This window comes from Microvirga sp. GCM10011540 (assembly GCF_042650665.1).
GTDB classification, from domain to species: domain Bacteria; phylum Pseudomonadota; class Alphaproteobacteria; order Rhizobiales; family Beijerinckiaceae; genus Microvirga; species Microvirga lenta.
In genome coordinates this window covers 1-16,575 of record NZ_JBHSBQ010000023.1, presented here as the reverse complement: position 1 = coordinate 16,575, position 16,575 = coordinate 1, and the positions used below count along the sequence as shown (strand labels likewise).

Annotated in this window: 20 protein-coding genes and 2 tRNA genes; 10 read left to right on the top strand and 12 right to left on the bottom strand. The window is 65.5% G+C overall.

The features are described 5' to 3' along the window. Window positions 1-81: 81 nt before the first annotated feature. The 4 genes from ACFOYU_RS08375 to ACFOYU_RS08360 form a co-directional block, all read right to left on the bottom strand. Window positions 82-158, bottom strand: a tRNA-His gene (locus ACFOYU_RS08375). A gap of 117 nt (window positions 159-275) precedes the next feature. After that, window positions 276-1,250 carry a tripartite tricarboxylate transporter substrate binding protein BugD gene (locus ACFOYU_RS08370; RefSeq protein ID WP_377033196.1) on the bottom strand — a complete coding sequence of 325 codons (975 nt, stop codon included), beginning with the start codon at window positions 1,248-1,250 and terminating at the stop codon, window positions 276-278. A 62-nt stretch (window positions 1,251-1,312) separates the two neighbouring features. Then, window positions 1,313-2,815, bottom strand: coding sequence for a tripartite tricarboxylate transporter permease (locus tag ACFOYU_RS08365; protein ID WP_377033195.1), 1,503 nt, complete (start codon window positions 2,813-2,815; stop codon window positions 1,313-1,315). After that, window positions 2,815-3,486, bottom strand: a complete 672-nt coding sequence (locus tag ACFOYU_RS08360) for a tripartite tricarboxylate transporter TctB family protein (protein ID WP_377033194.1) — start codon at window positions 3,484-3,486, stop codon at window positions 2,815-2,817. The genes ACFOYU_RS08365 and ACFOYU_RS08360 overlap by 1 nt, the downstream gene beginning before the upstream one ends. A gap of 269 nt (window positions 3,487-3,755) precedes the next feature. On the opposite strand from ACFOYU_RS08360, the gene ACFOYU_RS08355 reads away from it, so the two are divergent. From ACFOYU_RS08355 to ACFOYU_RS08345, 3 genes are all read left to right on the top strand, one after another. Then, window positions 3,756-4,505, top strand: a complete 750-nt coding sequence (locus ACFOYU_RS08355; RefSeq protein WP_377033193.1) for a TerC family protein — start codon at window positions 3,756-3,758, stop codon at window positions 4,503-4,505. A gap of 67 nt (window positions 4,506-4,572) precedes the next feature. Beyond that, window positions 4,573-5,271, top strand: a complete 699-nt coding sequence (locus ACFOYU_RS08350) for an AzlC family ABC transporter permease (RefSeq protein ID WP_226739950.1) — start codon at window positions 4,573-4,575, stop codon at window positions 5,269-5,271. Beyond that, window positions 5,268-5,594 (top strand): AzlD family protein, encoded by a 327-nt coding sequence (locus tag ACFOYU_RS08345; protein WP_377033192.1) that lies wholly within the window; start codon window positions 5,268-5,270, stop codon window positions 5,592-5,594. Before ACFOYU_RS08350 ends, ACFOYU_RS08345 begins: the two co-directional genes overlap by 4 nt. On the opposite strand, the gene ACFOYU_RS08340 is transcribed toward ACFOYU_RS08345, so the two are convergent. The 6 genes from ACFOYU_RS08340 to ACFOYU_RS08315 all read right to left on the bottom strand — a co-directional run bounded on the left by ACFOYU_RS08340 (window position 5,556) and on the right by ACFOYU_RS08315 (window position 9,987). Beyond that, window positions 5,556-6,041, bottom strand: a complete 486-nt coding sequence (locus ACFOYU_RS08340; protein WP_377033191.1) for a low molecular weight phosphatase family protein — start codon at window positions 6,039-6,041, stop codon at window positions 5,556-5,558. The genes ACFOYU_RS08345 and ACFOYU_RS08340 overlap by 39 nt on opposite strands. Before the next feature lie 3 nt (window positions 6,042-6,044). After that, complete coding sequence (locus ACFOYU_RS08335; protein ID WP_226739954.1) at window positions 6,045-6,530, bottom strand: UPF0262 family protein; 486 nt, start codon at window positions 6,528-6,530, stop codon at window positions 6,045-6,047. 17 nt (window positions 6,531-6,547) lie between these two features. Continuing rightward, complete coding sequence (gene hisD / locus ACFOYU_RS08330) at window positions 6,548-7,840, bottom strand: histidinol dehydrogenase (RefSeq protein WP_377033190.1); 1,293 nt, start codon at window positions 7,838-7,840, stop codon at window positions 6,548-6,550. Further along, a complete protein-coding gene (locus ACFOYU_RS08325; protein ID WP_377033189.1) occupies window positions 7,840-8,280 on the bottom strand; it encodes a DUF2948 family protein in 441 nt (146 codons plus the stop codon). The genes hisD and ACFOYU_RS08325 overlap by 1 nt, the downstream gene beginning before the upstream one ends. 182 nt (window positions 8,281-8,462) lie before the next feature. Beyond that, a complete protein-coding gene (murA, locus tag ACFOYU_RS08320; RefSeq protein WP_377033188.1) occupies window positions 8,463-9,752 on the bottom strand; it encodes a UDP-N-acetylglucosamine 1-carboxyvinyltransferase in 1,290 nt (429 codons plus the stop codon). A 55-nt stretch (window positions 9,753-9,807) separates the two neighbouring features. Next, window positions 9,808-9,987, bottom strand: a complete 180-nt coding sequence (locus ACFOYU_RS08315) for a hypothetical protein (protein WP_377033187.1) — start codon at window positions 9,985-9,987, stop codon at window positions 9,808-9,810. Between the two features lie 155 nt (window positions 9,988-10,142). On the opposite strand from ACFOYU_RS08315, the gene hemA reads away from it, so the two are divergent. From hemA to ACFOYU_RS08285, 6 genes are all read left to right on the top strand, one after another. After that, window positions 10,143-11,369, top strand: a complete 1,227-nt coding sequence (hemA, locus tag ACFOYU_RS08310) for a 5-aminolevulinate synthase (RefSeq protein WP_377033186.1) — start codon at window positions 10,143-10,145, stop codon at window positions 11,367-11,369. 74 nt (window positions 11,370-11,443) lie between these two features. Beyond that, window positions 11,444-11,518, top strand: a tRNA-Thr gene (locus tag ACFOYU_RS08305). A gap of 318 nt (window positions 11,519-11,836) precedes the next feature. Beyond that, window positions 11,837-12,046, top strand: a complete 210-nt coding sequence (locus tag ACFOYU_RS08300) for a cold-shock protein (protein WP_226740003.1) — start codon at window positions 11,837-11,839, stop codon at window positions 12,044-12,046. Between the two features lie 110 nt (window positions 12,047-12,156). Then, window positions 12,157-12,348, top strand: coding sequence for a hypothetical protein (locus ACFOYU_RS08295; protein ID WP_226740005.1), 192 nt, complete (start codon window positions 12,157-12,159; stop codon window positions 12,346-12,348). Then, complete coding sequence (locus ACFOYU_RS08290) at window positions 12,345-12,713, top strand: DUF6481 family protein (protein WP_377033185.1); 369 nt, start codon at window positions 12,345-12,347, stop codon at window positions 12,711-12,713. The genes ACFOYU_RS08295 and ACFOYU_RS08290 overlap by 4 nt, the downstream gene beginning before the upstream one ends. A gap of 232 nt (window positions 12,714-12,945) precedes the next feature. Next, on the top strand, window positions 12,946-13,587 hold the full coding sequence (locus ACFOYU_RS08285; RefSeq protein ID WP_377033184.1) for a lysophospholipid acyltransferase family protein: 642 nt from the start codon (window positions 12,946-12,948) through the stop codon (window positions 13,585-13,587). Between the two features lie 60 nt (window positions 13,588-13,647). Here ACFOYU_RS08285 and ACFOYU_RS08280 read toward each other — a convergent pair whose 3' ends face one another. Both ACFOYU_RS08280 and ACFOYU_RS08275 read right to left on the bottom strand, forming a co-directional pair. Further along, window positions 13,648-14,811, bottom strand: coding sequence for a sodium:calcium antiporter (locus tag ACFOYU_RS08280; RefSeq protein WP_377033183.1), 1,164 nt, complete (start codon window positions 14,809-14,811; stop codon window positions 13,648-13,650). A gap of 233 nt (window positions 14,812-15,044) precedes the next feature. Further along, the gene (locus ACFOYU_RS08275; protein ID WP_377033182.1) at window positions 15,045-15,596 is read right to left on the bottom strand and encodes a hypothetical protein; all 552 of its coding nucleotides are present in this window, start codon (window positions 15,594-15,596) and stop codon (window positions 15,045-15,047) included. A 174-nt stretch (window positions 15,597-15,770) separates the two neighbouring features. Between ACFOYU_RS08275 and ACFOYU_RS08270 the strand changes: the two genes are divergently transcribed. After that, the gene (locus ACFOYU_RS08270; RefSeq protein WP_377033181.1) at window positions 15,771-16,436 is read left to right on the top strand and encodes a metallophosphoesterase family protein; all 666 of its coding nucleotides are present in this window, start codon (window positions 15,771-15,773) and stop codon (window positions 16,434-16,436) included. The last annotated feature ends 139 nt before the right edge of the window (window positions 16,437-16,575 follow it).

The following is a 16,575-nucleotide window of genomic DNA, read 5'->3' as shown; positions in this document are numbered from 1 at the left end:
GACCTTAGCGGAACACGCCCAACAATCTGGGAAACCCTTACTGCGCAATAGTTTGGTGGCATCAAACCTGCGAGGGGCAAGTGGTACAGCCGCCCCGGCTCGAACGGGGGACCCCCAGATCCACAATCTGGTGCTCTAACCAACTGAGCTACGGCTGCACTCGGGGCTGGGTGTAATCGGGTCGGCGGCTAATTTCAAGACTTCTTTGACGTCGCAGTGACGCAAAAGAGAACGGCGGGCTTTGGGCCCGCCGTTTTCGTCGACAGATGGGAAAGTTACTCCGCCTTGGCGCCGGCGGCCTGGAGGACCGGGGTCCAGCGAGCCACCTCGCTCTCGACGAGCTTCTGCAGGGATTCCGGCGTACGCTCCTCCGGCGCAGGAATGACGCCGCCGAGGTCCTGGAGGCGCTTCCTGGTGTTCTCATCGCTCAGAGCCTTCACGAGGGCGTCGTTGAGCTTCGCGACCACGTCGGGCGGGGTGCCCTTGGGCGCGAACACCGCGTTCCAGGCGCTCACCTGATAGTCGCCGAGTCCGGCCTCCTTGGTGGTCGGCACGTCCGGCAGAGCGGGGGAACGCTCAGGCGTGGCGATGGCGTAGGCCTTGATGTTGCCGCCCTGGATCTGCGGCGCCACGTTGACGATCTGGTCGGTCATGTAATCGACCGTGTTGGCCATGAGGTCGTTCAGGGCCGGACCCGTGCCGCGATAGGCGACCATGGTCGGCTTCGCGCCGATGATGGAGTTGAACAGGATGCCCGTGGAGTGGGACACGGAGCCCACGCCCGCATGGGCCATGTTCACCTTGTCGCCGTTGGCCTTCATGTGATCCAGGAAGCCCTTGAGGTCCTTGGCCGGGAAGTCCTTGCGGGCGACGATGAGGATCGGCGTGCCGGCGGCGAGGCCGATCGGCGCGAAATCCTTCGTCGGGTCGTAGCGCAGGTTCGGATAGAGGGCCGGAGCCGCACCGTGGGTGCCCATGTGGCCCATCATGATGGTGTAGCCGTCGGGCTGGGACTGGGCCGCCCGGGTGATGCCCGTCGTGCCGCCGGCGCCCGCCACGTTCTCGATCACGATCTGTTGACCGAGCGTGCGCGACATATGATCCGTCACGATACGGGCGACCACGTCCGTCGGTCCGCCCGCCGCGAACGGCACGATCATGGTGATCGGGCGCGTCGGATAGTTCTGCGCCTGGGCGCCGGAGGCGGCGAGGCCCAGAATGGCGGTCAGAGCCAGTGCGATTTTCTTCATTCAATTTCCTCCCTGGAAAAAGTTCTCTCGTTACATTTGGACAAGGCGCCGCCGAAGGCAAGCTACTCGGTGAAGACTTCGTCCCTCCCCTTCCGGATGGAGGGCAGGAGCGCCAGGACCAGAAGAATCAGCGCGACCACGAGGAGGCCGGCACTGATCGGACGCTCGATGAAGGTTTCGAGCGACCCGCGCGAGATGATGAGCGCGCGCCTCAGGTTTTCTTCCATCAGCTTGCCGAGCACGAAGCCGAGCAGCATCGGCGCCGGCTCGAACCCGAACTTGATGAGCATGTAGCCGACGAGGCCGAACAGCCCGATGAACATCACGTCCGTGGGTAGCGAGTTGATGGAATAGATGCCGATGCAGCAGAACATCAGGATCGCGGGGAACAGCAGGTGGTAGGGCACCTTCAGGAGGCGCACCCACATGCCGATCATGGGCAGGTTGATGATGAGCAGCATCAGGTTGCCGACCCACATGGAGGCGATCATGCCCCAGAACAGGTCGGGGTTGCGGGTCATCACCTGCGGACCCGGCACGATGCCGTGGATCGTCATGGCGCCGACCATGAGGGCCATCACGGCATTCGGCGGAATGCCGAGGGTGAGCAGCGGGATGAAGGAGGTCTGCGCGCCGGCATTGTTCGCCGATTCCGGCCCCGCCACGCCCTCGATGGCGCCCTGGCCGAACCGGCGCGGATTCTTGGCGAGCTTCTTCTCGAGGGTATAGGCCGCGAAGGGCCCGAGCACCGCGCCGTTGCCGGGCAGGATGCCGAGCGCCGCGCCGATGAAGGTTCCGCGCAGCACGGGCTTGTAGGATTGCCTGAAGTCATCCTTGTTCGGCAGAAGGCGCCCGATGGTCTGGCGCACCACGTCCCGGGTCTCCGTATGGTCCAGATTGCGCAGGATCTCGGCGATGCCGAAGATGCCCATGGCCAGCACGGCGAAGTCGATACCGTCCATGAGGAAGGGCAGGCCGAAGGTCAGGCGCTCCTCGCCGGTCTCGAGATCCGTTCCGACCGTGGAGAGCAGGATGCCCACCAGGATCATCGCCACCGCCTTCAGGATCGATCCGCGGGCGAGAACCACCGCGAAGACGAGGCCCATGACCATGAGCGAGAAATACTCGGTCGGGCCGAACACCAGGGCGAGACGGGTCAGCGGCGCCCCCAGGGCGGCGATGACCACGGTCGCCACGGTGCCGGCGAAGAAGGAACCGATGGCCGCGATGCCCAGCGCCACGCCCGCCCGGCCCTGGCGGGCCATCTGGTGCCCGTCGAGGGCCGTCACCACCGAGGTGGCCTCGCCGGGAATGTTGACGAGGATCGCGGTGGTCGATCCGCCGTACTGGGCGCCGTAGTAGATGCCGGCCAGCATGATGAGCGCGCCGGTGGGATCGAGCCCGAAGGTGATCGGCAGGAGCATCGCGATCGTGGCGATGGGGCCGACGCCGGGCAGGACGCCGATGAGCGTGCCCACGAGGCAGCCCAGGAAGGCCAGTCCCAGATTCTGGAACGTCAGGGCAATCCCGAAGCCGAGGCTCAGATTGGAGAACAGGTCGCCCATTAGATCCTCCCGCTATGGTCGGGCACTTCGATCTCCGTGGTCCTTCCGCGCCGGCGGCCGGCGAAATAGACCACGACGGCGGCGGCGGCCATGATCGCCGCCGTTGCCCTCAGGACGTCCTTCTGGGACCACTCGGCGGGGAAAAGGCCGGTCAGCGCCTGGGGGAAGACCGGAATCGGCAGGTTGAGCAGGTCGCCGAACAGGATCATGCAGAAAGGCGTCAGGCTGAGGGACAGGATCACGAGCTCCCTCAGACGCGAGTCCGGACTGGCGAAGCCGCCGATGATGATGGCGAGCGGCCCCGCCACGATGAGGCCGAGGCCAGGGATCGACAGCGGGCCGAACGAGAAGGGCCTGATGGTCACCGCGAAGGCCAGGATGGCGATGATGACGAGGGCCGGACCGCGCAGGCTCCAGCCCTCGAGGGCCTCGCCGTCCTTGGTGAAGGCGAAGAACACGAGGGCGAGGCCGCACAGGCCGACCCCGATGGCGAGCCAGTCCGGCAGCATGCCGGGGCCCATGGAGCTCAAGGTGCCTTGGGACAGGTCGCGCCCGAGCCAGAGCGCGAGAGCCGCAAGGGCGAGAAGAAAGATGCCGCCTGCGAGGCTTTGCGGCGCGCGAACCGGCCCTTGGCGCCCTTGCGCTTCAGGGCGTTCGTGAGAAATGGACATGGACGGCCTCCCGACCGGGCGCATTGGTTGCGACCAGAGCTTATTCGTCCCGTGTTGTGCCCAAGGCCTCGCCCTTGATCAAGCGACCCGAGAACGATTTCGTGCGTTCGGCCGGGGAAACGCGCAATCTTTAGCCGTATAAACCGTGCCCGAGGCCTTGGACGTAACTGATTTTCAGCGCAGGATGCTGCGTTTTTCGGTTGAATCCGAGTCACATATCTATACTTAAGCCCAATTCCCTTCCCGACCTGAAACCCTCCAGGGCCGCCATGGACTATATCCTTTCAACCTCCTTTCTCGTCTCCCTGCTTCAGGTCATCTGGATCGACATCCTTCTGTCGGGCGACAACGCAGTCGTCATCGCCATGGCGTGCCGCTCGCTGCCGGCGCATCAGCGCAAGCTCGGCATCACCCTCGGCGCCCTGACGGCGGTCGGTCTGCGGATCGTCTTCGCCTTTCTGATCTCCGAGCTCCTCGGCGTCCCCTTCCTGCGCATCGTCGGCGGTCTCCTCCTGTTCTGGATTGCGCTCAAGCTCATCCAGGGCGAGGACGCGGATTCGCACGGCAACATCGAGGCCAGCACCAGCCTCTGGAAGGCGGTTCGCACCATCGCCATCGCCGATGCGGTGATGAGCCTGGACAACGTGGTCGCCATCGCGGCCGCCTCCCGCGGACACCCGGAACTCTTCGTCTTCGGTCTTCTGCTGTCGATTCCGCTGATCATGGTGGGCGCCACCCTGATCACCAAGCTGATCACGCGCTTCCCGTTCATCGTCTGGGCCGGCGCCGCCCTGCTCGGATACATCGCCGCGGAAATGATCGTGACCGATCCGATCGTACTCGGCTGGCTGTCGGACAACTACTCCCAGTTCGTCCTGCCCGATCCGGGTCACCCGCCGCTCAACGTCAAGCCTGCCGGTGTCGTCCTCTACGGGGCCGCCGCGGTCGGAGCGCTGTTCGTGGTGGTGGCCGGCTACTTCGTGGCCCGCAATGCGGGCCGGGGCGCGGCCAAGACCTAAGGGAACGGCAGACCCGCGCCGAACGCGGTTGACGGCGGGGGCGGCGAAAGGCACAGAGCGCAGGCTCATGTCCACGTCCCGCCCCTTCTTTTCCCTTGCCGGACTCCGCCACGGCGCCCGCAGCGCGGTGCCGGCCTTCCCCGGCTTCATCATGTTCGCCCTCGCCTTCGGCACCGCCGCGGCCCAGAAGGGCCTGAGCTTCGGCGAGGCGATGGGCCTGACCGGCCTCGTCTATGCCGGCGCATCCCAGATGGTGGCGCTGGAGATCTGGCAGCAGGTCTGGTCGCCTGCCACGATCCTGACGATCGTGACCGTCACGGCCATCGTGAATTCCCGCATGATCCTGCTGGGCGCAACGCTCCAGCCCTGGCTGAGATACGAGCCGAAGCCGCGCGCCGCGCTCAACCTCTTCCTTCTCACGGAGGCGGGCTGGCTCATCAGCACCCGCTACTACAACGAGGGCGGGCGCGACGTGGGCTTCCTCCTGGGCTGTGCGGCCATCCTCTACGTCGTCTGGCTGCTGGCGACGCTGGCGGGCTACTTTGCCGGCGCCCTCGTGCCGGAGCCGAGGCGCTTCGGCCTCGATCTCGTCATGCCGATCTTCTTCGGCATCATGCTCGTGCCCCTGTGGAAGGGCGCCAAGCCAGCCCTGCCCTGGCTGGTCGCCGGTCTCGTCTCCCTGGCCGTCCATGCCCTGGTGCCCGGCTATCTCTTCATCGCCGCCGGAGCCCTGGCCGGCGTCATCGCCGGGATGCTGATCGAATGACGTCGTTCGAAGCCATCGCCGCGGGCCCCTGGGGAGCCGCGCTGGCCATCGCCGCCATGGCCGCCGTGACCTTTTTCTGCCGCATCGCGGGCGTGGTCGTCATGAGCCGGGTCCGCATCACGCCCCGGATGGAGCGGGGCCTGCGCGCGCTTCCGGGCTCCATCATCATGGCGACGATCCTTCCCGTCGTACTCGACAACGGTCTTCCCGCCATGATCGCCCTCACGGTCACGGTCCTCACTATGGTGTTCACCCGGTTCGACCTGGCAGCTCTCTTCGTGGGTCTAGGGACCCTGTCCCTCATCCGCGCCCTTGGCTTCTGACCCACGCTTGAGACGCAGGCGGATGCGATAGATGAGCCCGTCGCGGACGTTGCGGTAGGCGTCCAGAACCTGCTCGCGCGACCCTTGCGTCAGGCTCGGATCGGGCGTCGGCCAGTATTCCACCTCGGCGGCGATCGTGCGCGTCAGCTCGATGGCGGCGTGATGCGCCTCGGGCGAGAGCGAGATGATGAGATCGAAATTGAGCCCCTCCCACTCTTCCAGCTCCTGAAGCGTGCGCGGCTTGTGCTTGGAGCCGTCGATGCCGATCTCGTCCAGCGCCGCGTGCATGAAGCCGTTGGTCTCGCCCCTCCGGACACCGGCGGACTGCACGTAGATCGACTTGCCGAAATAGTGCCGCGCGATCGCCTCGGCCATCGGAGAACGGATTGCGTTCATGGCGCAGACGAACAGGACCGACTGGATTTTCTTGGCGCGGGGCTCCTCCACCCGTCACCCCTTCCAGTGCAGCGCGAAGATGAGGGTGAAGAGGCGGCGCGCCGTATCGAAATCGAGCTCCACCTTGCCGTCGAGACGCTTCATCAGAAGCTCCGCAGCCTCGTTGTGGAGCCCCCGGCGTCCCATGTCGATGGCCTCGATCTGCGCCGGGGAGGCCGAGCGGATGGCCTTGTAGTAGCTGTCGCAGATCAGTTCGTAGTCCCGGATCGCCTTGCGGAACGGCGTCAGCGACAGGTGGTGCATGACGACCGGAGCGCCGTCCTGCCCCCGGATATCGAAACAGAGCTTCTTCTCCACCAGGGCGATATGGAGCAGATAAGGACCGCCATCGTAGCCCGGCACCGCGAAGTGGTTCGCCTCGACGATGTCGTAGATGGCGATGGCCCGCTCATGCTCCTGATCCGGATTGCCCCGGCCGATGGATGCCTCGTCGAGCGTGACAGCGACCAGTCGGCATCGCTCCTTCGCTTCGCTCGTCATCCCGTTGTCCGATCCCGTCACAGATTGAGGCGGATCGCCACCGACCGCGCGTGAGCTTCCAGCCCCTCGGACCGGCCGAGGGCGATGGCCGCAGGACCCAGCACCCGCAAGGCGCCTGCATCGCATTTCAGGATCGAGGTTCGCTTCATGAAGTCAAGCACGCCGAGTCCGGAGGAGAAACGGGCCGAGCGGGCCGTCGGAAGGACATGGTTCGGGCCGCCGACATAGTCGCCGATAGCCTCCGGCGTGTGGCTGCCGAGGAAGATCGAGCCGGCATTGCGGACCCTGGCCGCGAGTTCCTCCGCGTTCTCGGTCTCGATTTCGAGATGCTCCGGGGCCAGCCGGTCGACCAGGGGGATGGCGTCCGCCAGACTCTCGACCAGGATGATGGCGCCGTAGTCGCGCCAGCTCGCCCCGGCGATCTCCGCCTTCGGCAGGGTCTGGAGCTGGCGCCGGACCGCCTCCTCCACCGCCTGAGCCAGCTCGGCACTGTCGGTGATCAGGATCGACTGGGCCACCGGATCGTGCTCCGCCTGCGCCAGGAGGTCGGCCGCGACCCAGTCCGGATTGGCGTGGCTGTCCGCGAGAACGAGCACCTCCGAGGGGCCTGCGATCATGTCGATGCCCACCTGGCCGAAGACGCGCCGCTTGGCTGCCGCCACATAGGCGTTGCCGGGCCCGACGATCTTCGCCACCGGCTGGACGGAGGCGGTGCCGTAGGCGAGCGCGGCCACCGCCTGCGCGCCACCGATGCGGAAGATCTCGTCCACGCCCGCGAGCCGGGCCGCCGCGAGGACGAGGGGATTGGTCTCGCCGCGCGGGGTCGGCACCACCATGGAGATGCGGGGAACGCCCGCGACCTTGGCCGGCACCGCATTCATCAGAACGGAAGACGGATAGCTCGCCCGCCCGCCGGGCACGTAGAGGCCCACCGATTCCAGGGCGGTCCAGCGCCACCCCAGCGTCACGCCGACGGAGTCGGTCGTCATGGAATCCTGCGGGCGCTGCGCGCGGTGATAGACCTCGATGCGGTCCTTCGCGAGGGCGAGAGCGTCGAGCGTCTCCTTCGGGCACTGCCTCTCGGCCGCGGCGATTTCGGCATCGGAAACCCGCAGGCTTTCGGCCGTCAGATCCAGCGCATCGAAGCGGCGCGTATAGTCGATCAGGGCCTCGTCGCCCCGGGCGACCACGTCCTCGATGATGGCGCGGACGGCCTGGTCCACGTCCTCGGACACCTCACGCTTCGCAGACAGAAGTGCGGCGAAGGCCTGCGGGAAGGAGGGATCCCGCGCATCGAGCCTTTGCGCCATCAGAGGCGCTCCGCCGGCTGTTCGTCGTGCGAGGGGCGGCTTTCGGCGGCCCAGACCGGGCCGAGATCTTTCATTTGCATTTCGATGCACTCCAGGTCGACCTGGATGGCTCCGCCGTCGGCGAAGATCAAGGTCGCCGTGCCGGATGGGGCATCGCGTTCCTCGAAGGAAATGGCAAGAAGGTTAAGAACGGCATCCTTCTTGGTCTGGTCGATGCCGCGGACGCGCACGCCGGTCACGTGCTCGAAATGCATGCAGGTCAGCCGGCGCTGGGGCGTGCTTGAGACCGCCTCCCAGTCGAACCGGCGGACCTGGAGCGCGAAGCGGCGCTCCTTGGGGAGATAAACCATGTCGTCGACGCGCAGCAGGGCATCCTGCAGGTGAGCGGAGATGACGGCGAGATCCTCTGGATCGAGGGCGACGAGTCTCAGAAGGTCCATGGGGCTGCCAACCTGTTGTTGAGCTTTGACAGCTAGGTAGAGAGCCCCCTGCCCCGGCGCAACCACCCGGCCCGGTCCAAACCCGATTCGGCGGACAAAGATGCCGTCCAGGAGGCCCCGGATCCGGGAAAGACGCGCTCAAGCCGCCGCTTTCCACGGCCGGAGCGCGCTTTGCGGCGTCGTCAGCCCCGGAGACGCTCGATCTCGGCGCCGCACCGGGCCAGCTTCGCCTCGAGGGCCTCGAAGCCGCGATCCAGGTGATAGACCCGGTTGATGGTGGTATCGCCATCGGCCACGAGGCCCGCGATCACCAGCGACACGGACGCGCGCAGGTCCGTCGCCATGACGGGCGCCCCCTTGAGGCTCGACACGCCGTCCACATAGGCGCAGTCGCCATCGAGGCGGATCTGGGCTCCGAGACGGGCCAGCTCCTGCACGTGCATGAAGCGGTTCTCGAAGATCGTCTCGCGGATGCGCGACGTTCCCGAGGCCCGGGTCATGAGGGCCATGAACTGCGCCTGGAGGTCGGTGGGGAAGCCTGGGAAGGGATCGGTCGTGACGTCGACGGCCTGGATGCCGTTGCCGTTCCGGCGGACCCGGATGCCGCTGTGGGTTGGAGAGACCTCCGCGCCCGACTGGCCCAGCACGTCGAGGGCGAATTGCAGGAGTTCCGGCCGGGTGTTCTCGAGCACCACGTCGCCGCCGGTCATGGCAACCGCCATGGCGTAGGTTCCGGTCTCGATCCGGTCCGGCAGCACGTCGTGGTTCGCGCCGCCCAGGCGGGCGACACCCTCCACCACGATCTCCGACGTGCCGGCGCCCTGGATCTTGGCGCCCATCTTGACGAGGCACTCCGCCAGATCCACCACCTCCGGCTCGCGGGCGGCGTTGCGGATGACGGTCGTGCCGTCGGCCAGAGTCGCGGCCATCAGGGCCACGTGGGTTCCGCCGACCGTGACCTTGGGGAAGTCGATCTCGGCGCCCTTCAGTCCCTTGGGAGCCGTGGCGACCACATAGCCGGCATCGATCTCGATGGCGGCGCCGAGCTTGGCCAGGGCCATGATCAGGAGGTCGACCGGACGGGTGCCGATGGCGCAGCCGCCCGGCATGGACACCTTGGCGTGGCCGAAGCGGGCCAGGAGCGGGGCGATGACCCAGAAGCTCGCCCGCATGGTCGAGACGAGTTCATAGGGCGCGCAGGTGTCGATGATGGATTTCGACGTGAGGCGGATCGTCTGGCCGGTTTCCGTGCTCTGGCCGGGACGGCGGCCGGCGATGGAGTGATCCACGCCGAAATTGCTCATGATCCGCAGGAGGGAGGAAATATCGGCGAGTCTCGGCACGTTGCCGAGTTCGAGCGTCTCCTCGGTGAGGAGGCTCGCAATCATGAGAGGCAGAGCCGCGTTCTTGGCGCCCGAGATCGGAATCAGGCCGTTGAGAGGCGCGCCGCCCCGGATGCGAATGCGGTCCATCTGGATCCCCTTCAGTAATGATTGTCAGAGCTATGCGTCCAGCGGCCCGTCCAGACTAGTCGGACCGCTTGTCGCGCTCGCCGGTAACGCTCAAGCTGCCCTCTTCGGTTCCAGCCGAGGATTCGGCCGGCCTGACCGCCTGCCGCCCCCGGGCCTGAGCCTTGCGCCGCTTCAGGTTTTCTTTCAAAGCCGCCTTCAGGCGCTCGGCTTTCTCTTGCGCTTTCATGTCGGACATGTTTCACGCGACCCATCGTCGCCATGATCAGATAATGGCTTCGCATCCGCCCCTCAACCAGAATATCGATCCTGCGAACTTTGACCGGGATCAATGTCCTCTGGCATCATAGGGCATAAACCCACGGGGTGTTGTGTTGCCCCTCCGGTGAGATGATGAATTACCAAACCTTCTTTACGGAAGCCCTCGAGCGTCTCCAGACGGAACGCCGTTACCGCGTCTTTGCAGACATCGAGCGCCTGGCGGGCCGTTTTCCGGAGGCCCTGTGGCACAGCCCGGACGGCACCCGCAAGATCACCGTATGGTGCTCGAACGACTATCTGGGCATGGGCCAGAGCCGGGACGTGACCCGTGCCATGGTCGAAACGGCCTGGCGCCTGGGCACCGGCGCCGGCGGCACGCGCAACATCTCGGGCACCAGCCACCCCATCGTCGAGCTCGAGGCCGAGCTTGCGGACCTGCACGGCAAGGAGGCGGGCCTCGTCTTCACCTCGGGCTACGTCTCGAACCAGACCGGCATCTCCACCCTGGCCAAGCTCATCCCGAACTGCCTGATCCTGTCGGACGCGCTCAACCACAACTCGATGATCGAGGGCGTGCGCCAGTCCGGCTGCGACAAGCAGATCTTCCGCCATAACGATCTCGCCCACCTGGAGGAGCTGCTCCGGGCGGCCGGGGACCGGCCGAAGCTGATCGTGTTCGAGAGCGTGTATTCCATGGACGGGGACATCGCGCCGATCCACGCCATCTGCGATCTGGCGAAGCGCTACGATGCCATGACCTATCTCGACGAGGTCCATGCGGTCGGCATGTACGGCCCCCGGGGCGGCGGCATCGCCGAACGCGACGGCGTCATGCACCGGATCGACGTGATCGAGGGCACCCTGGGCAAGGCCTTCGGCGTCATGGGCGGTTATCTCACCGGCTCACGGGCCGTGATGGACGCGATTCGCAGCTTCGCGCCCGGCTTCATCTTCACGACCGCCCTGCCTCCGGCCGTTGCCGCGGCGGCCACGGCCTCGATTCGCCACCTCAAGGCCTCCAACGACGAGCGGCAGCGGCATCAGCGCCAGGTGGCCCGGACGAAGGCGGTGCTCACAGCCGCGGGCCTCCCCCTCATGGACACCGTCACCCATATCGTCCCGGTCATGGTCGGAGACGCCGAGGCCTGCAAGGCGGCCTCGGACCGCCTCCTGGAGAAGCACGGGATCTACATCCAGCCGATCAACTATCCCACCGTGCCCCGCGGCACGGAGCGCCTGCGCATCACGCCGGGCCCGCTTCACACGGATGCCCATATCGATGCCCTGGCCGCAGCCCTGGTCGAGGTCTGGATCGCGCTCAAGCTTCCTCTCCAACCAAAAGCGCAGGCTGCCGAATAAAGCGAAGAAAGATCGTTTTCGAAGCTTGCGCATGACGCTGGGCTGTGGCAGTAAGCGGCCCTCTTCGTTGGCGCGCTGCCGTAGCTCAGTGGTAGAGCACTCCCTTGGTAAGGGAGAGGTCGAGAGTTCGATCCTCTCTGGCAGCACCAGCCAAGCCCTTTGGAACATAGAGGGCTGCGGGTTCGAGGCTTGGCCCACCCGCCCTGGCATGTTCGATGAAGGGAGCTTTCTCGCAGGCCGGAATATCTCCCCTATGCGGGACTTGCCGCTTCGCCTGCGCTTGTAATCACGAACAAACCGCCTATATCAAATTCATCGACATTTTGGCCGGACAATCGAGCCGTTTCGCCTTGGCATGCCGGGCGCACGTTTAGACACTCTTCCCAAACATCGACGAGCCCGAGTTGGAGGTCGTGCCTTCGCACACCCCGAACTCACGTGCACTCACGCATATCGAGGATATCCCCATGAATACGGGCACCGTAAAATTCTACAACGATCAAAAAGGCTTCGGCTTCATTCAGCCTGACAACGGCCAGAGCGACGTTTTCGTCCATGCCACCGCCCTCGAGCGTGCCGGCATCCGCGGTCTGGTCGAGGGCCAGAAGGTCGCCTTCGATACCGCCGAGGATCGCCGCAGCGGCAAGATCGCCGTCAACAAGATCGAGATGGCATAAAACCATCTCGTCCGGCGCAGGCGAAACCGCGCTGACCTATTGGAGCCGCTCCGCAGTGGAGCGGCTTTTTCTTTGCTGTCGTGGCGCGTCCACGCACAGGAGAACGAGCAATGTCCCACAAGTACAAGATCCGCCAGATGGTACGCCTCGTGCGCGCCCCGCTTTCAGACAGCCGCGCCAGCGGTAGCGGCATTTACGAAGTCGTACGACTCATGCCTGCCGACGAGACCGGTGAGGTTTCGTACCGGATCCGATCAGCAGCAACAGAGCGCGCTGTGCGCGAGAGCGAGATCAAGGCATGAGCGGATTTCGCGACAAGGGCTTTGGCGACCGGCTGAGCACCGCCGAAAGCGCCAGAAAAGCGATGCAGCAACGCTTCCAGTCGAAGGCCGCCATGGACGATCCAGCCCTTGCCGAGCGCAAAGCGGCTCGACAGGCCGTCAGTGCCGCACGTGAGGTACGACTGGCCGAACGGGAGGCCGCCAAGCTCGCCGACAAAGCGCGTGAAGCTGCGGAGCGGGAGGCTCGCGAGACCGCCGAGCGCAACCTGCGGCTCGAGGAGCAGGCGCGTGAAACTCTGGAGCGAGAAGAGCGTCAGGTTGCGCTGGAGATAGAGCAAAAGGCCGCCAGAGACGCCCGTTACGCCGCCAGAAAAGCACGCCGGTGACCGACAGCGGCGGCATTCGGCATCAACATCGAGGAAGCGGCAGGTGCTTGAAGGAATAGAGCGGATCAGCAGTGCGGCGCACACTCAGGCCCATCGTGGCGCTTCGGATGGACAGACAGGCCAGGGATCGCCTGGCGTCGTGTTGAACGCGCATCCAGGATCCCTGATCTGGTTGCGGTCCAAGCTCTTCGACCTTCTCCTTGCGATCTGGACGGCCCTGTTCGGGCTTGCCGTGCCAGTGCTGTGGCTCTGCGGTTCGCCCAACTCTGCCATTCGATCTGCAACCCGGCTCTGGGTGCGCGGCGCGCTGTTCGGGCTCAAATACGTCGTGGGCCTGCGACACATCGAAAAGGGTCGTCAGCACGTTCCGGACGAACCGTGCCTGATCGTCGCGAACCACCAGTCGACATGGGAGACATTGGCGTCGTTGCTGCTGTTTCCGGATGTCGCCGTTGTGGCGAAGCAGGAACTGCTCGCGATCCCCGTGTTCGGCTGGTATCTGCGCCGCTCGCCCATGATCGTCATCGACCGCGAGACCGGCCCCAAAGCTCTGCGGGAAATGATCCAGCAGAGCCAAGCCGCTCTGTCGGAAGGACGTTTCGTGCTCGTTTTTCCAGAAGGCACCCGGCGGCAGGTCACGGACAAGGTCGAATTCAAGCGTGGCGCAGAGCTTCTCTATGCCAGGCTTGGGGTGCCAGTGCTGCCGATGGCGCTGAACTCCGGGCATTTCTGGAGCCCCGGCAGTACCTGCAAGCGCAGCGGGACCATAACGGTCACATATGGCGAGCTCATTCCGGCTGGATTGCCGAGTGCCGAATTCTCCCGGAAAGCGGAAGAAATCCTCGAGGCCGGGAAAGACCCCTTCCTGCGCTGAGACGGTGGAAGGCCTTTCGACGATCCCATCGCGTGAGTTGCATCGGCGAAGGGGCGGGGTTTACGGAGGTGCGGCAGGCTCGGTCTTGCCGCTGTCCGGCTCTCGCGCGCTCTGGCTTGCCTGCTGTCCCTGCTTCGCCGTCGCCGACTGGTCGGTCAGCGTGTAGAGCAGCCCTAGTCCGGCCCCGAAGATGGCCAATACGGCCGCAGCATCGTAGCCCAGCCGAAAGATCGTCCTGTCCCTGCGCTCCAGAAGTCCGAGCACGAAGATCCCGGTCAGGATCAGTGCCAGCACGGCGGCAACGGCCTCGAACGTGTCGGCGATTTCGAGGGCGGGATCGCCGCTATAGGTCAGATCCGTGAGGAACAGGAGGGAGATGTTGAACAGGTTGGTGCCGAAGATGTCTCCCACGGCCATCTCGTAGCGCCTGATGCGGACCGCCGCGACGATGGAGCTCAGCTCCGGCAGCGAGGTGGCGAGACCGACCAGCACGAGCCCGACGAGGCTTGCGCCGATGCCGGTCTTCTGGGAAATCGCGTCGGCCGATTGGGAGAGCAGAAAACCCGATACCAGGATGATTGCGGCGGCAATCACGGTCCTGATGACGAGGGATCTCAGGGATGGCTTGTCCTCCTCCTTTCCGCCCGCCTGCTTGTTGCTCTCTCCGCTCCGGGTGCGCGAAGCACCGTCTTCGACCTTCCCGTCGACAGCTTCCCAGACATGGCGCCGGTCGTAGCGGGACGAGAGCCAGAGCGCCCCGATGCACAGGATGATGAGCAGGCTGGACCATGCTCCGACAGGCCCGAGCGCAACTTCGCCGGCGATGATGGCGACCGTGACGACCCCCATCAGGATCATGCCGAGCACGCCCTGCAGCAGGGATCCCGGGTTGGCGGCCACCGAGGTGAGTGCGCTGCGGCCGAAGATGGCGTCCGCGATGGCGAGGAGCACGAGGTTGATCGACGAGGTGCCCAGCAGGTTGTTGATCGCAAGCGGGGCATTGCCCGTGAACGAGGCGGTCGTCGTCGTCGCTATCTCCGGCAGCGAGGTGATGCCGCCGAGAAGCAGCATGCCGGCGAAGCCCTTGCCTATTTTCGCCTGATCCGAAATGCCGTCGATGTAGCCCGCCAGGCGTGACCCGGCGGCCCAGACGCAGCCGCCGCTGACGAGGAAGATCGCCACGTTGATCCAGAGGGACCATTCGCTGAAATTCAGGAAAGCCATCCCTGGAAACCTAAGGCAGGTTTTTCGGTTCCAAGAGGGAAGCACCGACTCTCCCCAGGCGCCGCGGGTGCGATATCGGCACTCCCGGGCCCCGGATCGGGCATCGTGAAGGAACCCTGGCGGATCGGCGGAGCAACCCTCAGCCGGCTAGACGCCGCCAGGATGGCCGCGCCTTCCGTTATGGCTGACCCCGGGCAGGTTGCCGTCGGGGTCCTGATTCGCTTTCCTCATGCTCAATCGAGCACTTGGCAGACCTTCAGAACGCCCGGCGCCGGATCGCCGAAGGCCCTGTTGTTGCAGGGGATGCCGTCGCGGGACACCCGCTCGACGAAACGACGGCCAGCCCCGTACCGGACCCGCCTGGTCCCCCTGAAGTCGCAGAAGTCGTTCTCGCGGGCGCAGAACTGCCAGGCCGCCGCCCTGTCGTCGCGCCAGTCGGGACCGCGGAAATCCCGGCGGGGCCTGTCGAAGTCCGGACCCGGTCTGCCGCGATCCGGCCCCCAACCGCCATCCCGGTCGAACCTGCGCTCGATGTAGGCGCAGCGCTTGGGAATGCCGGGGGCAGGATCGCCGAACACCTCATTGGAGCAGGGAATGCCGCGTCCGCCGACTTCGCGCGCCGTGGTGCGGCCGGGAATGCCGTACACGACCCGGGTCGGATAAGGCACCCGGCAGAACCCGCCCTCGGGCGCACAGGGCACCAGCCCCTGGGCCACGGCGCTCGTCGGCATGACGGTGAATGCTGCACCGACGGCGAGTGCCGCCGCAACGACTGTGCGAAGCATGATCTTTCCTCCAGAAACATGCGCAGGTTACGCCGGACTGGATTAACAGCGACATAATATATCAGGCGGCCGTCGTTCAGGGAGAGCCGAGTCCGCCCTTCGAACACGCCGTCCGGCGAGATGCGCGGGAGCCCCTCCCCTGCGCCCCGGCGATTGTCGAACTATAATGCTCCCATGCTGACTTACGCCATCGGTGACATCCACGGGCGGCACGACCTGCTCCAACGGCTCCTGGGCAAGATCCGCGAGCATGCGGAGGGCAGGCCCCACAGGCTCGTCTTCCTGGGCGACTACATCGACCGCGGCCCGGACAGCGCTGCGGTCATCGCGACGGTTCGGGCGTTGCAGGGCGGGTCTCCGGACAGGGTCATCTGTCTCATGGGCAATCACGAGGACATGCTGCTGAAGGCCATCGGAGACCCGACCGGGACCTTCTGGTGGGTCCGCAACGGCGGCGACGCCGCCCTGGCGTCCTTCGGCGTCCGGAGCCCAGCCGCCATACCGGGCGACCTGCTGGAATGGATAGGCTCCCTGCCGACCTCGTTCGAGGACGAGAAGCACTATTATGTCCACGCGGGCCTCCGGCCGGGCAGGCCCTTCGAGAGACAATCGGACGAAGACAGGCTCTGGATCCGGGAACCCTTCCTCGAGGTCAATTACGATTTCGGAAAACACGTGGTTCACGGCCACACGCCGTTGGTGACGGACCGGCCGGATATACGCCGCTATCGAACGAACCTGGATACCGGAGCCGTGTTCAGGGGAGTGCTGACGGCCGGCGTCTTCACGGCCGAACAGGGGCCGCCGATCGGCCATCTCAGCGCGTCTTCACAGCTCTGAAAGGGGAGCCGAAAATGGGAACGGCACCCGAAGGTGCCGTTTCTGTTGCTAGGCTTTCCCGAGCCCCGGATGGTTACGCCGCGAGGCGAACCGCACCCATGTCAACGTTGTCGTTGGCATTTGTGAATGTGCACTATCA